The organism is Rhodopseudomonas sp. P1, assembly GCF_039642825.1.
GTDB lineage: Bacteria > Pseudomonadota > Alphaproteobacteria > Rhizobiales > Xanthobacteraceae > Rhodopseudomonas > Rhodopseudomonas palustris_H.
In genome coordinates this window covers 3,204,594-3,227,140 of sequence record NZ_CP088006.1, presented here as the reverse complement: position 1 = coordinate 3,227,140, position 22,547 = coordinate 3,204,594, and the positions used below count along the sequence as shown (strand labels likewise).

14 protein-coding genes and 2 tRNA genes are annotated in these 22,547 nt (G+C 64.8%); 7 read left to right on the top strand and 9 right to left on the bottom strand.

Features of this window, described 5'->3' with window-relative positions; all coding sequences use genetic code 11:
- Positions 1-117 precede the first annotated feature (117 nt).
- Together glnA and LRC39_RS14965 are read right to left on the bottom strand one after the other, a co-directional pair.
- Positions 118-1,527: a type I glutamate--ammonia ligase gene (gene glnA / locus LRC39_RS14970; RefSeq protein WP_107355932.1), complete on the bottom strand. Its 1,410-nt coding sequence runs from the start codon at positions 1,525-1,527 to the stop codon at positions 118-120.
- Between the two features lie 89 nt (positions 1,528-1,616).
- A complete protein-coding gene (locus LRC39_RS14965; protein WP_011158515.1) occupies positions 1,617-1,955 on the bottom strand; it encodes a P-II family nitrogen regulator in 339 nt (112 codons plus the stop codon).
- 412 nt (positions 1,956-2,367) lie between these two features.
- Here LRC39_RS14965 and LRC39_RS14960 point away from each other — a divergent pair, with 412 nt between their 5' ends.
- A complete protein-coding gene (locus LRC39_RS14960) occupies positions 2,368-3,867 on the top strand; it encodes an NAD(P)H-hydrate dehydratase (protein WP_346294803.1) in 1,500 nt (499 codons plus the stop codon).
- Between the two features lie 48 nt (positions 3,868-3,915).
- Here LRC39_RS14960 and LRC39_RS14955 read toward each other — a convergent pair whose 3' ends face one another.
- Positions 3,916-5,235, bottom strand: a complete 1,320-nt coding sequence (locus tag LRC39_RS14955; protein WP_346294802.1) for a multicopper oxidase family protein — start codon at positions 5,233-5,235, stop codon at positions 3,916-3,918.
- Positions 5,236-5,240: 5 nt separating this feature from the next.
- On the opposite strand from LRC39_RS14955, the gene LRC39_RS14950 reads away from it, so the two are divergent.
- From LRC39_RS14950 to lon, 6 genes are all read left to right on the top strand, one after another.
- Entirely contained in the window at positions 5,241-5,714 is a 474-nt protein-coding gene (locus tag LRC39_RS14950) for a MarR family transcriptional regulator (RefSeq protein WP_346294801.1), read from the top strand.
- A 169-nt stretch (positions 5,715-5,883) separates the two neighbouring features.
- A tRNA-Leu gene (locus tag LRC39_RS14945) sits at positions 5,884-5,968 on the top strand.
- A 148-nt stretch (positions 5,969-6,116) separates the two neighbouring features.
- The gene (tig, locus tag LRC39_RS14940) at positions 6,117-7,475 is read left to right on the top strand and encodes a trigger factor (protein ID WP_107344855.1); all 1,359 of its coding nucleotides are present in this window, start codon (positions 6,117-6,119) and stop codon (positions 7,473-7,475) included.
- A 314-nt stretch (positions 7,476-7,789) separates the two neighbouring features.
- Positions 7,790-8,428 carry an ATP-dependent Clp protease proteolytic subunit gene (locus tag LRC39_RS14935; protein WP_107344854.1) on the top strand — a complete coding sequence of 213 codons (639 nt, stop codon included), beginning with the start codon at positions 7,790-7,792 and terminating at the stop codon, positions 8,426-8,428.
- A gap of 392 nt (positions 8,429-8,820) precedes the next feature.
- Complete coding sequence (clpX, locus tag LRC39_RS14930) at positions 8,821-10,095, top strand: ATP-dependent Clp protease ATP-binding subunit ClpX (RefSeq protein ID WP_011158509.1); 1,275 nt, start codon at positions 8,821-8,823, stop codon at positions 10,093-10,095.
- A 320-nt stretch (positions 10,096-10,415) separates the two neighbouring features.
- Entirely contained in the window at positions 10,416-12,851 is a 2,436-nt protein-coding gene (gene lon, locus LRC39_RS14925) for an endopeptidase La (RefSeq protein WP_107355927.1), read from the top strand.
- Positions 12,852-12,864: 13 nt separating this feature from the next.
- Here the strand turns inward: lon and LRC39_RS14920 are convergent, their stop codons facing one another.
- The 6 genes from LRC39_RS14920 to LRC39_RS14895 all read right to left on the bottom strand — a co-directional run bounded on the left by LRC39_RS14920 (position 12,865) and on the right by LRC39_RS14895 (position 22,441).
- Positions 12,865-15,459 carry a bifunctional diguanylate cyclase/phosphodiesterase gene (locus LRC39_RS14920; RefSeq protein ID WP_346294800.1) on the bottom strand — a complete coding sequence of 865 codons (2,595 nt, stop codon included), beginning with the start codon at positions 15,457-15,459 and terminating at the stop codon, positions 12,865-12,867.
- Positions 15,460-15,855: 396 nt separating this feature from the next.
- A tRNA-Val gene (locus tag LRC39_RS14915) sits at positions 15,856-15,932 on the bottom strand.
- 89 nt (positions 15,933-16,021) lie between these two features.
- On the bottom strand, positions 16,022-19,162 hold the full coding sequence (locus LRC39_RS14910; protein ID WP_346294799.1) for an efflux RND transporter permease subunit: 3,141 nt from the start codon (positions 19,160-19,162) through the stop codon (positions 16,022-16,024).
- Between the two features lie 28 nt (positions 19,163-19,190).
- Positions 19,191-20,435: an efflux RND transporter periplasmic adaptor subunit gene (locus LRC39_RS14905; RefSeq protein WP_346294798.1), complete on the bottom strand. Its 1,245-nt coding sequence runs from the start codon at positions 20,433-20,435 to the stop codon at positions 19,191-19,193.
- 143 nt (positions 20,436-20,578) lie between these two features.
- The gene (gene pepT, locus LRC39_RS14900; protein WP_430624895.1) at positions 20,579-21,877 is read right to left on the bottom strand and encodes a peptidase T; all 1,299 of its coding nucleotides are present in this window, start codon (positions 21,875-21,877) and stop codon (positions 20,579-20,581) included.
- Positions 21,878-22,129: 252 nt separating this feature from the next.
- Positions 22,130-22,441 carry an HU family DNA-binding protein gene (locus LRC39_RS14895; RefSeq protein WP_011158502.1) on the bottom strand — a complete coding sequence of 104 codons (312 nt, stop codon included), beginning with the start codon at positions 22,439-22,441 and terminating at the stop codon, positions 22,130-22,132.
- Positions 22,442-22,547 lie beyond the last annotated feature (106 nt).

The following is a 22,547-nucleotide window of genomic DNA, read 5'->3' as shown; positions in this document are numbered from 1 at the left end:
ACACGGCTAGAGGTCAAAGTTTCGCTTAAAAGAGGGCGTCCACAGGGGGCGCCCTCTTCGTTGATCATAATCAGTACGATCGTTGGAGAGCCGGATGGCGATTGCCGCCGGCTTGGCTTAGTAGGAGTAGTACATCTCGAACTCGACCGGGTGCGGGGTCATTTCGAACCGCGCGACTTCGGTCATCTTCAGCTCGATGAAGGCGTCGATGAAGTCGTCATCGAACACGCCGCCGGCCTTGAGGAAGGCGCGATCCTTGTCGAGGTTCTCGAGCGCTTCACGCAGGCTGCCGCAAACGGTCGGGATCTGCTTCAGCTCTTCCTTCGGCAGGTCGTACAGATCCTTGTCCATCGCCGGACCCGGATCGATCTTGTTCTTGATGCCGTCGAGGCCGGCCATCAGCATCGCCGCGAAGGCGAGATACGGGTTGGCCATCGGGTCCGGGAAGCGGACTTCGACGCGCTTGGCCTTCGGCGAGGTGGTGTAGGGGATGCGGCACGAGGCCGAGCGGTTGCGGGCCGAGTAGGCCAGCAGCACCGGCGCTTCATAGCCCGGGACCAGACGCTTGTAGGAGTTGGTCGACGGGTTGGTGAAGGCGTTGATCGCCTTGGCGTGCTTGATGATGCCGCCGATGTAGTGGAGGCAGGTTTCCGACAGGTCGGCGTACTTGTTGCCGGCGAAGGTCGGCTTGCCGTCCTTCCAGATCGACTGGTGCACGTGCATGCCCGAGCCGTTGTCGCCGAACACCGGCTTCGGCATGAAGGTCGCGGTCTTGCCGTAGATGTGGGCGACCTGATGGATGCAGTACTTGTAGATCTGCATCTGGTCGGCCATGTGGGTCAGGGTGTCGAACTTCATGCCGAGCTCGTGCTGGGCCGAAGCGACTTCGTGGTGATGCTTCTCGACCTTGACGCCCATCTTGGCCATCGCGCCGAGCATTTCCGAGCGCATGTCCTGCACGGAATCCTGCGGCGGAACCGGGAAGTAACCGGCCTTGGTGCGGATGCGGTGGCCGAGGTTGCCGCCTTCGTACTCGGTGTCCGAATTGGTCGGCAGTTCCGACGAGTCGAGCTTGAAGCCGGTGTTGTACGGAGTCGCCGAATAGCGCACGTCGTCGAACACGAAGAACTCGGCTTCGGGGCCGACGAACACGGTGTCGCCGATGCCGAGCGCCTTGACCTGGGCTTCCGCCTTCTTGGCGATGCCGCGCGGATCGCGGTTGTAGGGCTCGCCGGTCGACGGCTCGAGGATGTCGCAGGTGATCACCATGGTGGTCTCTGCGAAGAACGGGTCGATCGTCGCGGTCGACGGATCCGGCATCAGGGTCATGTCGGACTCATTGATCGCCTTCCAGCCTGCGATCGAAGAACCGTCGAACATGGTGCCTTCGGAGAAGATGTCCTCGTCGATCATCGACACGTCGAAAGTGACATGCTGCCACTTGCCGCGCGGATCGGTGAAACGCAGATCGACGTATTTCACGTCGTTGTCCTTGATGGATTTCAGGACTTCTTTAGCGGTCGTCATGAGTACCCCTTTGCTACGGGTCGTCGTGAAATGGCGGCCGGATCGGCCGCCAGGTGATGCGATCAGGCGAGGGTTGATAGGCCGGGTGCTTAGATGGCGTCCAGTCCGGATTCGCCCGTCCTGATGCGGATGGCTTCTTCAATGTTGGAAACGAAAATCTTGCCGTCGCCGATGCGGCCGGTCTGGGCAGCGCGCCGGATGGCGTCGATCGCTTTCTCGACTAGGTCGTCGGCGATCACGATCTCGATCTTCACCTTGGGCAGGAAGTCGACGATGTATTCCGCGCCGCGATACAATTCGGCGTGGCCCTTCTGCCGGCCGAAGCCCTTGGCTTCCGTGACCGTGATCCCCTGCAATCCGACTTCCTGCAGCGCCTCTTTGACCTCGTCGAGCTTGAACGGCTTGATGATGGCTTCGATCTTCTTCACTTACACTCTCCCCGGACTTCCCACGTCGTGAGTCGGCATGTGTATGCCAGATTGCGCGACGCTGCGCAGTTGATCGATAACACCGCGGCCGACTGGGTGAGCAACACCATCCCCAAATCCCGCCAGGCCGGAACTCGGAAAACGGTCGCGCAGACCCCGCCTCAAAGAGGCGAGCGCGAGGGATCGAAACTGGCTTCCGTAAAAGCAGGGTCCGTGCCAATTTGCGCACCGGCCGATTGTGAAGCTTTATCAGGATATTAATCGCCCGCAGCGTTCACTGAGCGGATGCAAAATGGGCTTTGCCTGATCAATTGTTCAGCAATCAGCCCACAGATTGTGCATTTGAAGGTTTTGTCCGGTCTCGCACCGTTGATGCTGCCTTCGCTGCAGGCGACTGTACCGGGAATTGGGCATGGAACTGTTGACGCCCGCTGAAATGGACCGCGCCGACCTTTTGACGATCGCAGGCGGATCATCAGGCTTCGCGCTGATGCTGCATGCCGGCCGCCACGTTGCCCAGGCGGCGATCGATCTGGCCGAGGAGGGCCCGATCCTGGTGATCGCCGGTCCCGGCAACAACGGCGGCGATGGGCTGATTGCCGCGACCGAATTGGTTGCACTCGGCCGCACCGTGCACGTGATGCTGCTTGGCGAACGCGAGGCACTGAAAGGTGACGCGGCGCTGGCGGCCCGGGAGTGGAAGGGGCCGCTGCTGCCGTTCCTCACCCAGTCGATCGGTTCGCCGGCGCTGATCATCGACGCGCTGTTCGGCTCCGGCCTCAACCGGCCGGTGAAGGATCAGGCGCTCGAGGTGATCGAGGCGGTGAACCACAGCGGCGTGCCGGTGCTGGCGGTCGACCTGCCGAGCGGCATCAATGGCGCCACCGGCGCCGTGATGGGCGCGGCGATCCGGGCGCGCGAGACCGTCACCTTCTTCCGGCGCAAGATCGGCCACCTGCTGCTGCCCGGCCGGCTGCATTGCGGTCAGGTCCGGCTGGTCGATATCGGCATCGAGCCCGGGGTGCTGGGCGAAATCCGGCCGCAGGCGTTCGAAAACGATCCCGATTTGTGGCTGCCGGACTTTCCGGTGCCGCGTGCCGACGGCCACAAATACGGCCGCGGCCACGCGGTGGTGGTGTCGGGTGAGCTGTCGCAGACCGGGGCGGCGCGGCTGGCTGCGCGGGGCGCGCTCCGTGCCGGCGCCGGTCTGGTGACAGTCGCGTCGCCCCGCGACGCGCTGGCCGTGAATGCGGCGGCGCTCACTGCGGTGATGGTGCGGCCGGTCGATACGCCGGATGAGCTCGGCACCATGCTGGCCGACCGCCGTTTCAACGCCATCGGGATTGGGCCGGGCGCGGGGATTGGCGACGACACCCGCGGCAAGGTGCTGGCGGCGCTGGCTGCCGGTGCCGCGGTGGTGCTCGACGCCGACGCGCTGACCAGCTTCGCCGGGCATCCGGACGAATTGTTCGAGGCGATCAAATCGTCCAGCAACCCGCAGGTCGTGCTGACGCCCCACGAAGGCGAATTTCCGCGCCTGTTCAGCGATATGAGCAACAAAAATCCACTTCGCTCGAAGCTTGAACGAGTCCGCGTAGCGGCACAGCGTTCCGGCGCCGTGGTGCTGCTCAAGGGCGCCGATACGGTGGTGGCGTCGCCGGACGGCCGGGCGGCGATCGCCGCCAATGCGCCGCCGTGGCTGGCGACCGCCGGCTCAGGCGACGTGCTGACCGGGATCATCACCGGCCTGCTGGCGCAGCGCGTCCCGGCGTTCGAGGCTGCCTGTATCGGCGTGTGGATGCACGGCGAGGCGGCGTGCGAGGCCGGTCCGGGCCTGATCGCCGAGGATCTGACCGAGACCCTGCCGGCGGTGCACCGCCGGGTCTATGACGCGCTCGGCATCGAGTACTGACGGTTCCGAAAAAGAGTCTCGATTCCCCCGGGGCTTGGAACCGGACTCTCAGGTGACGAGATAGCTCCGCACCAGCCGCGGCTCCGACCATTTCGCCGCGTAGGACTCGATCAGCCACAGTCCGGGATACTCGGCCGCGAAGGCGATGCGTTGGGTCTGGCCGGCGTCGATCGCCAGCGTATCGAGCCAGAACGGCTTCCAGCCGTCATCGAGCCGGTCGAGCAGCCGGAAGTGATGGCCGTGCAGGTGAAACACCATCGGCATGGTGGCGTGGTTGGTCAGCGCCAGCACCACGGTGCGGCCGCGCTTGACCTGAAACGCCGGGCCGGCCGCCGGGTTGAACTTGTCCGGCGCGAACCAATCGAGCTGCGCATTGACCAGGGCGCCGAGCAGCAGCTCGGTGCGGAGCGCGCCGCCGAGCGGCAGCTGGGTCGGAAGGCCTGCGGCCGGCAGCGGCGCCGGCTGCGGCAGCGGCGCGGGACGGAACGGATCGCCGGCATAGACCAGCTTGCCAAGCTCGGTCGGCTTGCCGCCATCGTGCAGGGTGATCGCCGCCCGCGATCCGGCGGCCTTCGGGGTATCGATCAGCGTATCGACGCGGCCTCCCGGCGCGATCACCAGCGCACCGCCGCGCGCCAGGAACGGCTCCGCCGGCTGGCTGTCGAGGGCCATCACCCAGACGTTGTGATCCTCGATTTTGAGCGCGATCACATTGCGTTGGCAGGCGTTGATGAAGCGGAATCTAAATCGGCCATTGGTCCGGACGGCAAACTCCGCCGACGGCTTGCCATTGACCGTGTAGAGCCACGGCGTCGCGCCGGCATCGACGCCGGCCGGGCGCGGCTTGCCGTCGTCGCCGAGACGATAGTCTTCGATCAGCACCACCTGATCGCCGTCGGCCTGCGGCGGCTCCGGCTCGGTGACGATCAGCGGCAGCGCCGGCATCGGCGCCGGTCCGGCGTCGGCGGCAAGCCGCAGATCGGCGAGCAGGGTGCCGGCCGATCGTAAGGTGAGCAGGAAGCTGTCGCTGCCGCCGGGCGGGACCGGCTGCATCTTCACCAGTGGTTCCGCCGCGCCAGCTCCGCCGAGGCCGCGCAGGGTCAGCAGGGCCGGCTCGGCGAGCTTGTTGTCGAACTGCACCGCGACCTCGTCGCCGCGCAGCAGCGGCGGGCCTTCGAGGCTCAAGATCGGCCGCGCCACCGCAGCCGCGCCCGGCTTCAGCTCCACAGAGCCCATCGCGGCGCGGAGCATCAGCGTTTTGCGAGCCGGTGCAGCCGCGGCCTGGATCGGCAGCGCGGGTGCAATCGTCGCGGCGCCAAGGCCGGCGAGCACGGTGCGGCGGGACAGGGCAGGCGGCTGATCGGTCATGTGTGATGCGGACCACGTTCGCCGCGCGCTGTCCAGCGGTCTGCGACAACGTGATGCTTGAGGTGTCCGAGATTCGGCCCCTAAGACTGAGTTCCCATTTGCTGCATGACGAGGCTGCCTTCTCCATCATGACGACGACCGAAGATGCCGGTTGGCTCGAACGCCTCTCTCTTATTCTCGACGCGTTTCGGGAGATTCACCCCGAAATCACCGCCAACCAGATCCTCGTCTTGCTGCAGATCGGGGGCAAACCCGGCATCACTCAGCGCGAGCTTTCGGATCGCACGGGCCTCAAGGACGGCACGATTTCGCGAATCTGCGCGCTGATGTCCGAGCGCGGCCACCAGGATCGCGCCGGCCTTTCGATCGTCGATATCCGGGGCGTACCGGGCGATTACCGCCTGAAAGGCCAGTATCTGGTCGGTCGCGGCAGCGATCTCTACGCCCGCGTACAGTCATTGATGACCGCCGGCGGCTGAGCGGAGAGGCGGTTTGGGGGCGGTAACCCGTGTCGGCTCAAAGGAGGCGACGCCGATCTGCGACGGCCCGCCGCGGTTGGTAAAAGCTGCGGGTTTCTCTTGATGCGGGCCCTATATGTCATGCTATAAGCCGCCGCCCGCGGCATCGCGGCCGGACATGATGCTCTTCGCGGGCGTGGCGGAATTGGTAGACGCGCTGGATTTAGGTTCCAGTGACGAAAGTTGTGGGGGTTCGAGTCCCTCCGCCCGCACCACGCAAGTGCTTTTGCTCATGACGATTTTCGGAGGGCCGTCCGCCAGGACGGATGTCCGCCAACCCGATGGTGCAGGCCGCGAGGCCGCATCGTACAGTTCGACCATTTCCGGTCCTTCGGCCGGAGCCAAGAGAAGAAGATTGACGCCATGCAGGTCAAGGAAACCGTTGCCGACGGATTGAAGCGCGAATTCCAGGTCAATGTCCCGGCTGCGGACATCGACGCCAAGATCGACGAGAAGCTCGCCGATCTGAAGGACAAGGTGCGCCTCAACGGCTTTCGTCCGGGCAAGGTGCCGACCGCTCACCTGAAGCGCGTCTACGGCCGTTCGGTCGCCGCCGAGACCATCGACAAGCTGGTCCGCGACACCAATGACGGCATCTTCTCCGAGCGTGGCTTCCGGCTCGCGACCGAGCCGAAGATCACCATGCCGCAGGACCAGAAGGAGATCGAGGACATCCTCGAGGGCAAGTCCGATCTCAACTACACCGTGGCGATCGAAGTCGTTCCGGCGATCGAACTGGCCGACTTCAAGAGCTTCTCGGTCGAGAAGCCGGTGGTCGAGGTTGCCGATTCCGACGTCGATGAAGCGATCAAGCGCATCGCTGACGCCAACCGCGCCTATGCCGACAAGGCGGAAGGCGCCAAGGCCGAGACCGGCGACCGCGTCACCGTGTCGTTCAAGGGCACCATCGACGGCGTCGCGTTCGATGGTGGCACCGGCGAGGACATCCCGGTGGTGATCGGCTCGGCGTCCTTCATTCCGGGCTTCGAGGATCAGCTCGTCGGCATCGCGGTCGGCGAGACCCGCACCATCAAGGTGACGTTCCCGACCAACTACGCCAGCGAGACGCTGGCCGGTAAGCCGGCCGAGTTCGAGACCACCGCGACCAAGCTCGAGGCTCCGCAGGAGACCACGATCGACGACGAATTCGCCAAGACCCTCGGCCTGGAGTCGCTCGACAAGCTGAAGGAAGCCGCCAAGGCCCGTCTCGCCGCCGAATACGCCGGCGCTTCGCGGCTCAAGGTCAAGCGCCAGCTGCTCGATCGCCTCGACGAAGCCCACAAGTTCGATGCTCCGCCGTCGCTGATCGAGCAGGAGTTCGAGGTGATGTGGCGCTCGATCAACGCCGAGATGCAGTCGACCGGCAAGACCTTCGCCGACGAGAACACCACTGAAGACGCCGCGAAGGAAGAGTACCGCAAGATCGCCGACCGCCGCGTCCGCCTGGGCCTGGTGCTGTCGGAGATCGGCGAGAAGAACAAGATTCAGGTCACCGACGACGAAGTCAGCCGCGCGGTGATCGAGCGCGCCCGTCAGATGCCGGGCCGCGAGAAGGAAGTCTGGGACTTCTACCGCTCCAATCCGGAAGCGTTGGCCCAGCTCCGCGCCCCGATTTACGAAGACAAGGTGGTCGACTTCATCCTGGAGCTCGCCAACGTGACCGAGAAGCCGGTCACTCGCGAGGAGCTCTACAAGGACGAGGACGACAAGACCGCGGCTTGATCCGCATCGTCTAACGAATCATCGCTGCGGCCGCCGTGATACCGTCACGGCGGCCGTTTTGCGTCGTCAGGCACCGTTAACGATGCGGCGTGAAAGCCGGCTTGCGGGCGGCGAAAAGCCGTTCGTCGGTTTTGCCGGGATTGGCCGAATCGGTATCAACTCACAGGTGGAAACGAGGCCCACCCTTGTCGCCGCGCAATCGGCTCATATCTGTGACCTCGCTTCACGTCCTGCATCACGGGGCGAACGCCTGCGGCGGAGCCGTTTTTTGTCGCTCCCGCGAGCTGTCGCCTACGACAACCCTCAGGTGATTTATGCGCGATCCGGTGGAAACCTACATGAACCTCGTGCCGATGGTGGTCGAGCAGACCAACCGCGGCGAACGAGCCTACGACATCTTCTCGCGCCTCCTGAAAGAGCGGATCATTTTCGTCACCGGCCCGGTCGAAGACGGCATGTCGACGCTGATCGTCGCGCAGCTGCTTTTCCTCGAAGCGGAAAATCCGAAGAAGGAAATTTCGATGTACATCAACTCGCCGGGCGGGGTGGTGACATCGGGTCTGGCGATCTACGACACCATGCAGTTCATCCGCCCGCCGGTCTCGACGCTGTGCACCGGTCAGGCCGCGTCGATGGGCTCGCTGCTGCTCGCCGCCGGCCACAAGGACATGCGGTTCTCGCTGCCGAACGCGCGGATCATGGTGCATCAGCCGTCCGGCGGCTTCCAGGGCCAGGCGACGGACATCATGCTGCACGCCCAGGAGATTCTGAACCTGAAGAAGCGGCTCAACGAGATCTACGTGCATCACACCGGTCAGACCTACAAGGCGATCGAGGATGCGCTGGAGCGCGACAAGTTCCTGACCGCCGAAATGGCCCGGGAATTCGGTATCGTCGACAAGGTGATCGACAAGCGCCCCGAAGATCCCGCGCCGGCCCCGAAGGCTGGCTGAGCCGCGAGTGTCCCGAGGTCGGGGATTCTGCCCTCGGGATTCTCACAGGAAAGCCCCAATGTTCCGCTTTCGTGCCGAGCTCCCGCGTGACAATGGCGCAACGCTGCGTTGATTTCAGCGACCAAGGGTCGCGCAGACGCAACAAATCACGCTATTGTCACGTCGGCCGGCGTCCGGCCGATTAGCGAATTCTTGATAGACGGGTGACAGTCTGATTGGCTGAACCTGATCGACGAAAGTGCTTGGGGGATTCGAACTCGGTCGCGGTTCGCGGCCAGACTGATGCGGGGGTCTTTTCTGGTACGGAAATTGCTAACTTTAAACTCGACTGCCGGGCATCGGCTCGGATCAGGCGATGACCGGAAAAGACCGAACGGCGGACGGAGATAGAAATGAGTAAGGTCGGTACGAGCGACTCCAAGAACACCCTGTACTGCTCGTTCTGCGGAAAGAGCCAGCACGAGGTCCGCAAGCTGATCGCCGGCCCCACGGTATTCATCTGCGATGAATGTGTGGAACTGTGCATGGACATCATTCGCGAGGAGAACAAGTCCTCGCTGGTGAAGTCGCGTGACGGAATCCCGACGCCGAAGGAGATCTGCAAGGTTCTCGATGACTACGTCATCGGTCAGAACCATGCGAAGAAGGTTCTCTCGGTCGCGGTCCACAATCACTACAAGCGGCTGAACCACCAGACCAAGCACAACGACGTCGAACTGGCGAAGTCGAACATCCTGCTGATCGGTCCGACCGGCTCGGGCAAGACGCTGCTGGCGCAGACGCTGGCGCGGATTCTCGACGTGCCGTTCACGATGGCGGATGCGACGACGCTGACCGAAGCCGGCTACGTCGGTGAGGATGTCGAGAACATCATCCTGAAGCTGCTGCAGGCGGCCGACTACAATGTCGAGCGGGCGCAGCGCGGCATCGTGTACATCGACGAAATCGACAAGATCAGCCGCAAGTCGGACAATCCCTCGATCACCCGCGATGTTTCGGGCGAGGGCGTCCAGCAGGCGCTGCTGAAGATCATGGAAGGGACGGTGGCGTCGGTCCCGCCGCAGGGCGGCCGCAAGCATCCGCAGCAGGAATTCCTGCAGGTGGACACCACCAACATCCTGTTCATCTGCGGCGGCGCGTTCGCCGGCCTCGAGAAGATCATCTCGTCGCGCGGTCGGACCACCTCGATCGGCTTCGCCGCGCAAGTGCTCGCGCCGGAAGATCGCCGCACCGGTGAGATCTTCCGCCACGTCGAACCCGAGGATCTGCTCAAGTACGGCCTGATCCCGGAATTCGTCGGCCGTCTGCCGGTGGTCGCCACCCTGGAAGACCTCGACGAGAACTCGCTGAAGAAGATCCTGACCGATCCGAAGAACGCGCTGGTCAAGCAGTACCAGCGGCTGTTCGAAATGGAGAACGTCGAGCTCACCTTCGCCGACGAAGCGCTCGGAGCGGTCGCCCGCAAGGCGATCGAGCGCAAGACCGGCGCCCGCGGCCTGCGGTCGATCCTGGAGAGCATCCTGCTCGAGACCATGTTCGACCTCCCGGGCCTGGAAGGCGTCGAGGAAGTGGTGATCTCGCGCGAAGTGGTCGATGGCACTGCGCGGCCGCTTTACATCTATGCCGACCGCACCGATCGTGCGGCCGAGACCAGCGCCAGCGCCTGACGCGCAGCGCCGACGCGGCGGCCCTCCGGGCCGCTGCCGCAACGATCAGAACGGGCTGCCGCCGCGTGTGGCGGCTCGTCTCTGTGCATCAGAAGTCCGCGCCCAAGCCGGACAAAACGTTGCGTTTTCCACGACTTGACACCCCACCGCCGGATAGCCACCTAATTGGTCGGCGATGACAAGCGTTTTCAGGATTCGCCTCAATCATTCCGGAGACCGAGGCCCTGACCGGCCGGAGAAGACCGGACACCTCCGCACCTCGTGACGGCAGCGCCGATGGCGGGCCGAGGGCGAGGGGGCAAAACGAAAGGAACGGGGCCATGACCGCCACCAAACCCAGGCCATCGATCACCTACGGCGAAAGCCACTCCTATCCGGTTCTCCCGCTGCGCGACATCGTCGTGTTTCCGCACATGATCGTGCCGCTGTTCGTCGGCCGCGAGAAGTCGATCCGCGCCCTCGAAGAGGTGATGAAGAACGACGCGCTGATCATGCTGGCGACGCAGAAGAACGCGTCCGATGACGATCCGGCTCCCGATGCGATTTACGAGATCGGCACGCTGGCCAGCGTTCTGCAGCTGCTGAAATTGCCCGACGGCACCGTCAAGGTGCTGGTCGAAGGCCTCGCGCGCGCCAAGGTCGACAAGTACACCGATCGCGCCGATTACTACGAGGCCGACGCCGTTGCGCTCGAAGACAGCGATGCCAGCTCGGTGGAAGCCGAAGCGCTGGGCCGCTCGGTCGTGTCCGACTTCGAGAGCTACGTGAAGCTCAACAAGAAGATCTCGGCCGAAGTCGTCGGCGTGGTGCAGTCGATCACCGACTTCGCCAAGCTCGCCGACACCGTCGCCTCGCATCTCGCCGTCAAGATCGCCGACCGCCAGGGCATCCTGGAGACGCTGTCGGTGACGCAGCGGCTTGAGAAGGTGCTCGGCCTGATGGAGAGCGAAATCTCGGTCTTGCAGGTCGAGAAGCGCATCCGCTCGCGCGTCAAGCGCCAGATGGAGAAGACCCAGCGCGAGTACTATCTCAACGAGCAGATGAAGGCGATCCAGAAGGAGCTCGGCGACGAAGACGGCCGGGACGAACTCGCCGAGCTCGAAGAGAAGATCGCCAAGACCAAGCTCTCCAAGGAAGCGCGGGAGAAGGCGCAGCACGAGCTGAAGAAGCTGCGCCAGATGTCGCCGATGTCCGCGGAAGCGACCGTCGTGCGCAACTATCTCGACTGGCTGCTGTCGATCCCGTGGAACAAGAAGTCCAAGGTGAAGAAGGATCTGGAAGCGGCGCAGGCCGTGCTGGATTCCGATCACTACGGGCTCGAGAAGGTCAAGGAGCGGATCGTCGAGTATCTCGCGGTGCAGTCGCGCGCCAACAAGCTGTCGGGCCCGATCCTGTGCCTCGTCGGCCCGCCCGGCGTCGGCAAGACCTCGCTCGGCAAGTCGATCGCCAAGGCCACTGGACGCGAGTTCGTCCGCGTGTCGCTCGGCGGCGTGCGTGACGAAGCCGAGATCCGCGGTCACCGCCGCACCTACATCGGCTCGATGCCCGGCAAGATCATCCAGTCGATGCGGAAGGCGAAGACGTCTAACCCGCTGTTCCTGCTCGATGAGATCGACAAGATGGGCGCCGATTTCCGCGGCGATCCGTCCTCGGCTCTGCTCGAGGTGCTCGACCCCGAGCAGAACGGCACCTTCAACGACCACTATCTCGAGGTGGACTACGATCTGTCCAACGTGATGTTCATCACCACGGCGAACACCCTGAACATTCCGGGCCCGCTGATGGATCGTATGGAGATCATCCGGATCGCCGGCTACACCGAGACCGAGAAGGTCGAGATCGCACGCAAGCATCTGATCCCGCTGGCGCTGACCAAGCACGGCCTGGAGCCGAAGGAGTGGTCGATCGACGACGACGCGTTGTTGCTCGTCATCCGCCGCTACACCCGCGAGGCCGGCGTCCGCAACCTCGAGCGCGAGATCTCTACGCTCGCGCGGAAGGTGGTGAAGGACTTGATGCTGTCGAAGAAGAAGTCGGTCCACATCGACGAGAAGCAGATCGAGGAATATCTCGGCGTGCCGAAGTTCCGCTTCGGCGAGATCGAGAAGGACGATCAGGTCGGCGTGGTGACGGGTCTGGCATGGACGGATGTCGGCGGCGAGCTGCTGACGATCGAAAGCGTGATGATGCCGGGCAAGGGCCGGATGACTGTCACCGGCAACCTGCGCGACGTCATGAAGGAATCGATCCAGGCGGCGGCGTCCTACGTCCGCAGCCGTGCGATCACCTTCGGGATCGAGCCGCCGTTCTTCGAGAAGCGCGACATCCACGTCCACGTGCCGGAGGGGGCGACCCCGAAGGACGGCCCGTCGGCCGGCGTGGCGATGGCGACCACCATCGTGTCGGTGCTGACCGGCATTCCGATCCGCCGCGATATCGCCATGACCGGCGAGATCACGCTGCGTGGCCGGGTGCTGCCGATCGGCGGCCTGAAGGAGAAGCTGCTCGCCGCGGCCCGCGGCGGCATCAAGACGGTGCTGATCCCCGAAGACAACGCCAAGGATCTCACCGAGATTCCGGACGCCATCAAGGGTGGTCTCAACATCATCCCGGTGGCGCGGATGGACGAGGTGATCGCTAACGCGCTGACCCGCGCGCCGGTGCCGATCGTCTGGGAAGAGGACACCAAGCTGCCCGGCACCCCGGACAGCGCGGAAGCCTCCGACGAAGCCGGCGGCGGCCTGACCGCCCACTAAGGCGGCGACAGCCTCACACCGACATCAACGGCGCCCTGCGGGGCGCCGTTTGCGTTTCGGCGTTGGGGAGGCCGATCAGGCGGGCCAGGGCGCCTTCGGGCAGCGCGGGGCTGAACAGGTAGCCTTGCATCTGCTGGCAGCCGAGGCGGCGCAGCAGGTCGCGCTGGGCGGCGGTCTCGACGCCTTCGGCCAGCGTGGTCTTGTTGCCGGCGGCGGCGATCTGAACGATCGCCCGGACGATGGTGGCCGATCCGGCTTCCTCGGTGAGGGTGTCGACGAAGCTCTTGTCGATCTTGATCTTGTCGATCGGGAAGCGGTGCAGATAGCTGAGCGACGAATAGCCGGTGCCGAAATCGTCGAGCGCGATTTTGACGCCGAGGTCGCGGAGCTGATTGAGGATCGCCAGCGTCGACTCGTTGTCCTGCAGCAGCAGCGCCTCGGTGATCTCGAGCTCCAGCCGGTGAGCGGCGAGCCCGGTGCGGGCCAGCGCCGCGGCGACCTTGAGCGGGAAGGTGGCGCGCCGGAACTGGATCGGCGACACGTTGACCGCCACCGTCATCGACGCCGGCCAGCCGACCGCGACACGGCAGGCGTGGTCCAACACCCATTCGCCGAGGTCTTCGATCAGCCCGATGTCTTCGGCGAGCGGAATGAACTCGGCGGGCGAGACGAAGCCGCGCAGCGGATGCTGCCAGCGCAGCAGCGCCTCGCAGCCGGCGATCGCGCCGGAATTCAGATCGACCAGCGGCTGGAAGTGGAGCTGGAAGTCGTGCTCGGCCACCGCGCGCTTCAGCTCGGTCGCGAGGTCGTGCCGGGCTTTGGCCTTGGTATCCATCTCCGGCATGAAGAACCGGTAGGTGCGGCGGCCTTCGGCCTTCGCCGCGTACAGCGCGAGGTCTGCCTTGGCGATCAGATCGTCGACCTCGCAGCCGTGTTCCGGCGCCAGCGCGATGCCGATGCTGGCATCCGGCGAAATCACCTGGCCGGCGCAGTCGATACCATCGCGCAGCGTCGACTGCAGCTTTGCCACCAGCTCGCGGACGTCGGTGGCATCGGCCATCACCACGGCGAATTCGTCGCCGCCGAGCCGGGCGACGTAGTCGGCCGGCGTCAGGCAGCGCCGCAGCCGCTCGGCGATGACCTGCAGCAACTGATCGCCGACCGGATGACCGAGGGTGTCGTTGACGATCTTGAACTCGTCGATGTCGATGTAGAGCAGGGCGATCTGATCGCCGGGCTCGATCGCGCCGAGCGCGTCGCCGAGATGCTTGCGGAACGAGGAGCGGTTCGGCAGGCCGGTGAGGTCGTCGTAATGCGCGAGATGATGGATGCGGGAGTCGGCGCGCTTGCGCTCGGTGATCTCCTCATGGGTCATGACCCAGCCGCCGCCCTGGATCGGCTCGCGGGTGATCAGGATGGTTCGCCCGTCGGGAAGTTCGACCTCGAACGCACTGTGGGTACCGGCGTTTTTCAGGGCGAACGCCTGATAGGATTCGAGCAGATGCGGATCGTGGCCGGCCTGCTGCAACTGGTGCACGATTTCGAAGGTGCGCATACCGAGCTTCAGTGCATCGGCGGGCAGGCCATACAGATCGAGGTAGCGCTGGTTGAACAGCAACAGCCGTCCCGCGGAGTCGAACAGCGACAGGCCCTGCGCCATGTTGTCGACCGCAATGCTGTAGCGCTTCCGCAAATCAGTTTCCTGCCGGATGATCTGGCGGCCGAGCTGGAACAGCACCACGGCAACCGCGAGCGCCGAGGCGCATGCGACCGCCACCATCACCCACAGCTCGCGCCACCAGCTCGACAGCACGCCGGTGACCGAGCGCGACACCACCACGAACACCGGCTGCTTGGTCAGCATCCGCGACGCCGCGAGCCGTTCGGCGCCGTCGAACGGGCTGTTCACCCGCTCGGTGACGCTCGGATGCAGGAACAGCGGCTTGAGTTCGGAATCGAGGAAGTTCTGGCCGTTCGCCTGGGTGAAGCGCGGCCAGCGCGTGATCAGCGTGCCGCCGCTGGTGAACACCGCGATCGAGGCGTCTTCGCCGAGCACGATCGAGGAGGCGAGGTTCTCGTACCAGGTGTTGGGAATCGTCCGGGTCAGGATGCCGGCGGTCTCGCGGGTCGGGCCGCGCAGCCGCTTGACCAGGGTCAGCGAGAGGCTGCCACGCACCGGATCACGGATGAACTCGGCTTCGCCCTCGTCACGCTCGTAGTCGGCGATCCAACGTTTGAAGCCGGGGTGCTGGCCGATCTCCACATTCGGCAGCGGCCAGCCGCGCGAGGAGTTGATCAGCGCGCCGCCGACGTCGAACAGGTCGAAGTCGCCGAGCTCGCCGGCTTTCAGCGCCAGCAGCGTGTGGGTCGACACCGCCTTGGCGAGCGGGAAGGTTTGTTCGAGCGAGGAAGCGGTGTCGCTCTGATCGGCGTTCAGGGTCTCGAAGGTACGGTCGAATTGGCGTGCGAGCAGCAGGGCGGTGTTGCCGAGTTCGCGCTCGGCGTTGCGCAGCACGCGTTCACGGCCGTCGGCGATCATCCAGGCGGTGACGATCGAGATCGCGGCGATCAGCAGCACGCCGATCCCGACGATCCATCGCACGGACACGTTCCCCGGTCCTCGCAACAGGCTGCGCGCCCGTGCGTTCCACCCAACCCTTGCCATTGACCACCCCAGCCGGCGTCTTGATGTCCTCTTCACTACCGGGGGTAGATGGATATCTCGTTAGTACATTTACCGGCACTTTCGCCGCTCAAGAGCGCACGGCACAGCCGGTGAGACTGCTGTCGGTACTATGTTGGGTAGAAAATAGTGCGTTGCGGTACCGAAGTCCGCATCGGCTGTTGGCCGATCCCTAACGGCGTCTCCGGACGTTCGGAGATCGTTCACCAGTGGAGAACAATTTTCTCTGGGTTGGCGCGCGGAAGTCGGCTGACGTCACCGGGGCGAGCGCTGAAGGTGGGCGGCAGACGCCGGGAGCCTCGGGCAGCGGCGCAAGAACCATGGTGGGCGGCGAGAGATTCGAACTCCCGACCCTCTCGGTGTAAACGAGATGCTCTAACCAGCTGAGCTAGCCGCCCGCCGCGCCTATCTACCGCGTGGGCCAGGGTCTGCGCAAGGCAAGCTGGACCGGCGTGGGGCTGATCCAGCTTTGTGACGGTCTCCGGCGTTATCCCTCGGCCGGAGAGGCCGCAGGCTCGCGACGTGTCCCTATCCGCTGCAGCACCGCGAAGAACGCCGGGACGAACAGCACGGCGAGGCCGGTCGAGGCCAGCATGCCGGCCACCACTGCGATGCCGAGCGAGACGCGGGCGCCGGCACCGGCGCCGGTCGCGAGCGCCAGCGGCAGCATGCCGAAGATGAAGGCGAACGAGGTCATCAGGATCGGCCGGAACCGCAGCCGCGCCGCTTCCACCGCAGCCTCGGCGACCGGCATGCCCTCCATACATTTCTCGCGCGCGTATTCGACGATCAGAATCGCGTTCTTTGCCGCGAGCGCGATCAGCAGCACGATGCCGATCTGGGTGTAGAGATCGTTCGGCAGGCCCGACCATTCCAGCGCCGCGACGGTGCCGAGCAGGGTCAGCGGCACGGCGAGGATCACCGCCAGCGGCTGCAGCCAGCTTTCATATTGTCCGGCGAGCACGAAATACACCAGCAGCAGCGCGACCGCGAACACGTAGTAGATCTGATCGCCGACCACCTGCTCTTGGTACGACATCCCGGTCCAGGCCGTGCCCATCGACGAGGGCAGCGACTTGGCGGCGACTTCGCTCATCAGCGACATTGCTTCGCCGGAGCTGAAGCCGGCAGCCGGGCTGCCGACCAGCGTTGCGGCCGGGTACAGATTGTACAGCGTGATCAGCGGCGGGCCGACTTCGTCGGTCAGGTACGCGACCGCGCCGACCGGCACCATCTGGCCATTGCTGCCCTTGACCTTCAGTTTCAACACGTCGTCGGGCCGCAGCCGGAACGGCGCGTCGGCCTGGACGTAGACCTGGAACACGTTGTTGAACTTGGTGAACTGGTTGACGTAGGTCGAGCCGAGATAGCTTTCGACGGCGGAGAACACCTGGCCGACGGTGACGCCGAGCGTCTCCGCCTTCATCCGGTCCACCACCAGGCGGAGCTGCTTGACGTTGCCCTTGAAGGTCGAGGCCGCGTGGGTGATGCCGCTCTGGGTCGAGGCGTTGGCGGCGAGCTGTTCGGTGGCGTTCTGCAGCGCCAGGAAGTCCGAACTGCCGTTCTTCATCTCCACCATCATGGTGAAGCCGCCGGTGTTGCCGATGCCCTGGATCGGCGGCGGCAACAGCACCAGCGCGGTCGCGGTGTCGAGCTGGCCGAGCGCGGCGCGCACCTTGGCGGCGATCGCGTCGATGCTGAGATCCTTGGTCTTGCGCTGATCCCAGTCGTGCAGCACCACGTACAGCATGCCGGCGTTGTACATCGTGGCGTTGTTGTCGAGCGGCGAGACGCCGGAGACGCCGATCACGCTTTCCACGCCCGGAGTCTTGCGCACCAGCTCGACCGCCTTGGCGACCGCGGCGTCGCTGCGCCCGGCGGAGGCCGCATCCGGCAGCTTCAGGCTGACGATGAAATAGCCTTGGTCTTCCGAGGGCAGGAAGGCGGTCGGCACCCGCGACACGCCATAGAACGCGACCCCGACCAGCACCAGGCCGACGATCGTGGTCAGGATGCTGAACGCGACCAGGCGGCGGATCAGCGCCGCATACACCGCCTCGCAGCGCGCATACACCGCATTGAAGATGCGATAGACGATGCCGCGCTGCTCCGGCGGCACCGGCGCGCGCAGCCATAGCGCGCATTGCGTCGGCTTCAGCGTCACCGCATTCACCGCCGAGATCAGCGCGGTGGCGGCGATCACCAGCGCGAACTGCTGATACATCTTGCCGGTGAGGCCGGGCAGGGCAGCGGCGGGCAGGAACACCGCCATCAGCACCAGCGTGATGCCGATGATCGGGCCGAATAGCTCCGACATCGCCTTCACCGCGGCTTCGCGGCTCGACATCCCGCCGGCGATGTGCCGCGACACGCCTTCGACGATGACGATGGCGTCGTCGACCACGATGCCGATCGCCAGCACCAGCGCGAACAGGCTGGTGGTGTTGACGGTGAAACCCATCGCCGACATCGCCGCGAACGCGCCGATGATCGTCACCGGAACGGTGGTGGCGGGAACCAGCATCGCCCGCCAGTCCTGCAGGAACATCAGGATCACCACCAGCACCAGCACGGCAGCGATGAGGAGCGTTTCGTAGACCTCGTTGACCGAAGCGGTGATGAACTTGGTGCTGTCGAACGACACCTTGTAGTCGAGGCCGGCCGGGAACGAGCCGGCCATCTCCTTCATCTTGACGTTGACCGCCTGCGCCACCGACAGCGCATTGGCGCCCGAGAGCAGCGAGATCGCGATCGCGGCCGAGGGCTTGCCGTCGAGCGTGGCGTTCTGGCCGTAAGAGGAGGCGCCGAGCTCGACGCGGCCGATGTCGCCGATCCGCACCAACTGGCCGCCGCCCTGGTCGACCGCTTTGACCACGATCTTCTCGAAATCGGTGGCTTCGTTGAAGCGGCCGACGACGTCGAGTGCGTATTGGAAGTTGACGATCGATGGAGCCGGCGGGCCGCCGACCAGGCCGGCGGTGACCTGGTTGCTCTGCTGTTTCACGGCGCTGATCACGTCGCTCGGCGTCAGGCCGTAGCTCTGCAGCTTGTCCGGATCGAGCCAGATCCGCATCGCGTAGGAGCCGGAGCCGAGCACCGAGACGTCGCCGACGCCGGGCAGCCGCGCCAGTTCATTCTGGATGTTGATCTTGGCGTAGTTGGCGAGAAACAGATTATCGTATCGGCCGTCCGACGAATACAGGCTGACGAACTGCAGAATCGCCGTCGACTTCTTCTTGATGTTGAGGCCTTGGGTCGAGACCGAGGTCGGCAATTGCGCGCTGGCCAGCGACACGCGATTCTGCACCAGCACCTGCGCCATGTTCGGGTCGGTGCCGATGTCGAAGGTGACGATCAGGCTGTAGCTGCCGTCGCTGGCGCTGGTCGACTGCATGTAGATCATGCCCTCGACGCCGTTGACCTGCTGTTCGATCGGCAGCGCCACCGAATCCATCACGGTGCGCGCGCTGGCGCCCGGATAGGTCGCGGTGACCGACACCGTCGGCGGCACCACGTCGGGATATTGCGACACCGGCAGTCGCATCAGCGCAAGGACGCCGAGCAGGACGATCAGGAAGGCGAGGGTGTTGGACAACACCGGCCGTTCGATGAAGAAGCGCGAGAACATGGGCAACGCCTCGTGAGGGCCGGTGGACTCAGGGTTTCGCGGTGCCGGATTCGGCTCCAGGGTTCAGCGCAGCGGGGGCCGGTGTCGGCGCCGTCGGTGCGGTCGCCATCGCTCCGGCGACCGGCGCGACGGTGTTGCCGGCGATCGCGCGCTGGATCGCGCCGATCACCACCCGGTCGTCGGCCTTCAGGCCCTTGGTGATCACCCGGAGCTGTCCCTCCTGCGGGCCGAGCGTGACCTGGCGCTGCTCGACCACGTCGCCGGCGCCGACCACCATCACGTAGCTGCCCGTCTGGTTGGACATCACCGCGGTGTCGTTGATCAACAGCGCGTCGTCGAGCTTGCCGACCGCGACGCGGACTCGCACGAACAGGCCGGGGACCAGCGCCACATCCTTGTTCGGCAGCGTGCCGCGGAGCTGCAGCGTCCCGGTCGACGGATCGACCTGCGGCGCGATGTAGTCGACCTTGCCGGCATATTGGAACGAGGTGTCGGACGACAGCGCGACCTGGATCGGCATCTCCAGCCGTTCTTCGCGCATGTCCTTCAGCGTCTTGCCGCGTTTGGCGAGCGCGTCGCGCAGATTGATCTGCTGCTGCTCGGTGATGTTGAAATACACGTACAGCGAATCGACCTGAAGGATGGTGGCGAGCTTGGTGGGGCCCGCCGATCCGACCAGGGTGCCGACGTTGACCAGGCGCCGGGTCACCACACCGTCGAACGGTGCCGTCACCGTGGTGTAGCCGAGCGAGGTCTTGGCCAGCGCCAGCGATGCCTGGGCGGCTGCGACCTGGGCGTTGGCCGCCGCCAGATTGGTCTGGGCGTCGTCGACGTTGCGCTGCGAGGCGACGTCTTTCTGGCCGAGGATCGACTGCCGGTCGGCTTCGCGCTGGGCATTGGCCTGCTTGGCTTTCGCGCCGTCGAGCTGGGCCTGCTGCAGGTCGACCTGGGCCTGGTATTGGGCCTTCTCGATCTTGAACAGCTCGCGATCCTTCTTGACCGCTTCACCGTCGAGATAATCGATGCTCTCGATAAAGCCCTGCACCCGCGCTTCGAGATCGACCGAGGCAACCGGCGAGGTGTTGCCGGTGAATTCCGCATAAAGCGTCACGGGCGCCTGTGTCGGCTTGGCGACGGTGACCTTGGCGGGTGGCGGCGCGGCGTATTTGTTCTCCTCCTTGCAGCCGGCGAGGAGAAGGGGCGCGCCTGCGATCAGCGCAGCGATCCCGACCCGTCGAGCAGATGCCAAAGATGCGAAGCGGGCGCAAATCATCCGAATGTCTCCGTGTCGCGCGCAGGCAGATCGTTGCGGCACGGGAACTCAGAACTGATTCCAGGGTGGCGGTCCAACGATTGGGACAAAACGGTGGCCGCTCTGCGCGCCACCGGATGCGCGGCTGAGCCGCGCGATCGTTGCTAGGCCTGCTCTTCGAAGATCGTCGCCAGATGCACGATGGTCTCGACCGCCTTCTCCATGTCCTGACGGCTGACCCATTCAAGACGGGAGTGGAAGGCGTGCTCGCCGGCGAACACGTTGGGGCAGGGCAGCCCCATGAACGACAGCCGCGCACCATCGGTGCCGCCGCGGATTGCAGCGGTGACCGGCGTGAGTCCGGCGCGGCGGATCGCTTCGCGGGCGTTCTCAACCAGCTCTGGATGGCGGTCGAGCACCTGCTTCATGTTGCGATATTGCGGCTGGATCTCGATCCTGGCGCGCGAGCGCGGATAATCCAGCATCACCTCTTCGACGATGCTCTGCAGCAGCGTCTCCTTGTCCTTCAACCCGGCCTCGGTGAAGTCGCGGACGATGAAGCTGACGCTGGCTTTCTCCAGGGTGCCGGTGATTCCGATCGGATGCAGGAAGCCTTCGCGTCCTTCGGTCGTTTCCGGCGAGCAGCCGGTCTTGGGCAGCCGCTCGATGATCGCGGCGGCGATCTTGATGGCGTGCTCGATCTTGCCCTTGGCGAATCCCGGATGGGCGCTGACGCCTTCGATGGTGATCAGCGCGCTGTCGGCCGAAAACGTCTCGTCCTCGATATGACCGGCGCTTTCGCCGTCCATGGTGTAGGCGAAATCGGCGCCGAGCTTGGCGAGATCGACCTTGTCGACGCCGCGGCCGATCTCTTCGTCGGGCGTGAAGAGGATTTTGAGCGTGCCGTGCTTGATCTCCGGGTGCGCCAGCAGAAACCGCGCCGCATCCATGATCTCGGCAACGCCGGCCTTGTTGTCGGCGCCGAGCAGGGTGGTGCCGTCGCTGGTGACGATGTCGTGGCCGATCTGATTCGACAGCGCCGGATGCTCCGCGCGTCGAATCACCTGCGAGGAATCACCCGGCAGAACGATGTCGCCGCCCTGATAGTCCTTCCACACCTGCGGTTTGACACCGGCGCCTGAACAATCGGGTGAGGTGTCCATGTGGGCGCAGAAGCAGATCACCGGGACGTTCTGCTTCACGGTGGTCGAAGGAATCGTCGCGTAGACGTAGCCGTGCTGGTCGAGATGCGCGTCGGCGAGTCCCAATTCGCGCAGTTCCTGCGCCAGCAGCGCGCCGAGGTCTTTCTGCTTTTCTGTGGACGGGCAGGATTCGGAATGCGGGTCCGATTGGGTGTCGATGGTGACGTAGCGGAGAAAACGCTCCAACACGGTGAAGTCGAAGTTAATCGCGGTCACGTCCGAACTCCCTTGCAGGCTCGCAGCACCCGAACGCGGGACCATGCGCTTCGGGCACGCGGCATTCCTGTTGATATCCGGTCCTGACCTGCGGCGCGACCCAGTGAGCGGCGTGCTGCGCCGCCAAAAAGAAACGGCAGGCGGGGCGGGTGCCCGAGCCTGCCGTTCTTCAATCTGAACTGGAGTTCCGATCCCGATCCGATCAGGACCTGCACTCCAGCGCATTGCTGCGACGAGCGTTTTTCATGCGACCCGGGACAACCGAGTCGCCCGCTGAAAAACGCTCTGGAAGCAGAATCAGATCGCTTCCTTGAGTTCCTTGGCGGCGCGGAACGCCACTTTCTTGGAGGCCTTGATCTGGATCTGCTCGCCGGTGGCCGGGTTGCGGCCCATGCGGGCGGCGCGCTTGCGAACCTGGAGGATGCCGAGGCCGACGATCCGGATGCGCTCACCCTTCTTCAGGTGCTTGGTGATGCGGGTCACCATGTCGCCCAGAATGGCTTCGGTCTGCTTCTTCGACAGCTCGTGCTCTTCCGCGAGCGCCGCTGCGAGATGCTTCAAGGTCACCGTCGCCGGCGTCGCGGATTTGGCAACTGCTTTCTTCGCCATATAGCCCTCCTGCTGTGTGTGGCGGCTTAGAAACTAAGACGTAGCAGGGCTTAGACGATTCGGGTGGGCGCTGCCTACGTCGTTTGCCCCGTAAACAGCGCATTAT

Bases quoted from the DNA above. Each gene is read 5' to 3' on its own strand.
- glnA (WP_107355932.1), bottom strand. From the start codon at position 1,527: ATGACGACCGCTAAAGAAGTCCTGAAATCCATCAAGGACAACGACGTG.
- LRC39_RS14960 (WP_346294803.1), top strand. From the start codon at position 2,368: ATGGAACTGTTGACGCCCGCTGAAATGGACCGCGCCGACCTTTTGACG.
- LRC39_RS14955 (WP_346294802.1), bottom strand. From the start codon at position 5,235: ATGACCGATCAGCCGCCTGCCCTGTCCCGCCGCACCGTGCTCGCCGGC.
- LRC39_RS14950 (WP_346294801.1), top strand. From the start codon at position 5,241: ATGCGGACCACGTTCGCCGCGCGCTGTCCAGCGGTCTGCGACAACGTG.
- tig (WP_107344855.1), top strand. From the start codon at position 6,117: ATGCAGGTCAAGGAAACCGTTGCCGACGGATTGAAGCGCGAATTCCAG.
- LRC39_RS14935 (WP_107344854.1), top strand. From the start codon at position 7,790: ATGCGCGATCCGGTGGAAACCTACATGAACCTCGTGCCGATGGTGGTC.
- clpX (WP_011158509.1), top strand. From the start codon at position 8,821: ATGAGTAAGGTCGGTACGAGCGACTCCAAGAACACCCTGTACTGCTCG.
- lon (WP_107355927.1), top strand. From the start codon at position 10,416: ATGACCGCCACCAAACCCAGGCCATCGATCACCTACGGCGAAAGCCAC.
- LRC39_RS14910 (WP_346294799.1), bottom strand. From the start codon at position 19,162: ATGTTCTCGCGCTTCTTCATCGAACGGCCGGTGTTGTCCAACACCCTC.
- LRC39_RS14905 (WP_346294798.1), bottom strand. From the start codon at position 20,435: ATGATTTGCGCCCGCTTCGCATCTTTGGCATCTGCTCGACGGGTCGGG.
- pepT (WP_430624895.1), bottom strand. From the start codon at position 21,877: ATGGTCCCGCGTTCGGGTGCTGCGAGCCTGCAAGGGAGTTCGGACGTG.
- LRC39_RS14895 (WP_011158502.1), bottom strand. From the start codon at position 22,441: ATGGCGAAGAAAGCAGTTGCCAAATCCGCGACGCCGGCGACGGTGACC.